Origin of the sequence: Streptomyces sp. XY431 (assembly GCF_001279805.1) — a bacterium.
In the GTDB taxonomy this organism is placed as follows: Bacteria; Actinomycetota; Actinomycetes; order Streptomycetales; family Streptomycetaceae; genus Kitasatospora; species Kitasatospora purpeofusca.
The window spans coordinates 1-361 of record NZ_LGDO01000359.1; the positions used below are offsets into that span (position 1 = coordinate 1).

The 361-nt window shown below is 65.1% G+C and carries 1 protein-coding gene; it reads right to left on the reverse strand.

The window, feature by feature from the left end; all coding sequences use genetic code 11:
• Nucleotides 1-16: 16 nt before the first annotated feature.
• The coding region (locus ADK60_RS26385; protein WP_053649303.1) for a transposase at nucleotides 17-361 on the reverse strand (345 nt) is incomplete at its 5' end.

Here is a 361-nt window from a genome sequence, read left to right on the forward strand (position 1 = left end):
TACTGACTTCGGCTTGTCAGGGTGAGGTTGGAGTGTCGAGGGTCAGGCCGGTGCCGGCTATGAAGCCGTCGAGGGTATCGGGCCGGTACTGCAGGCGTTTGAGGCGGTTGCGGACGAGTGCTTCGAGCCGGTCGAGGGCCATGACGGCGAGGTTGGCCAGACTGCGTTTGACGTGTGCCCAGACCCACTCGACGGGGTTGAGGTCGGGCGCGTAGGCGGGTAGGAGGAACACCGTCAGCCACGTGCGCTGGGCGACCAACTCGCGCATGGCGTGGGAGACATGGGTGTTCAGGCGGTCCCAGACCAGCACGATCGGTGCTTTGACGAGGTGATGGACGCCGTCGACCAGGGCGATGAAGTC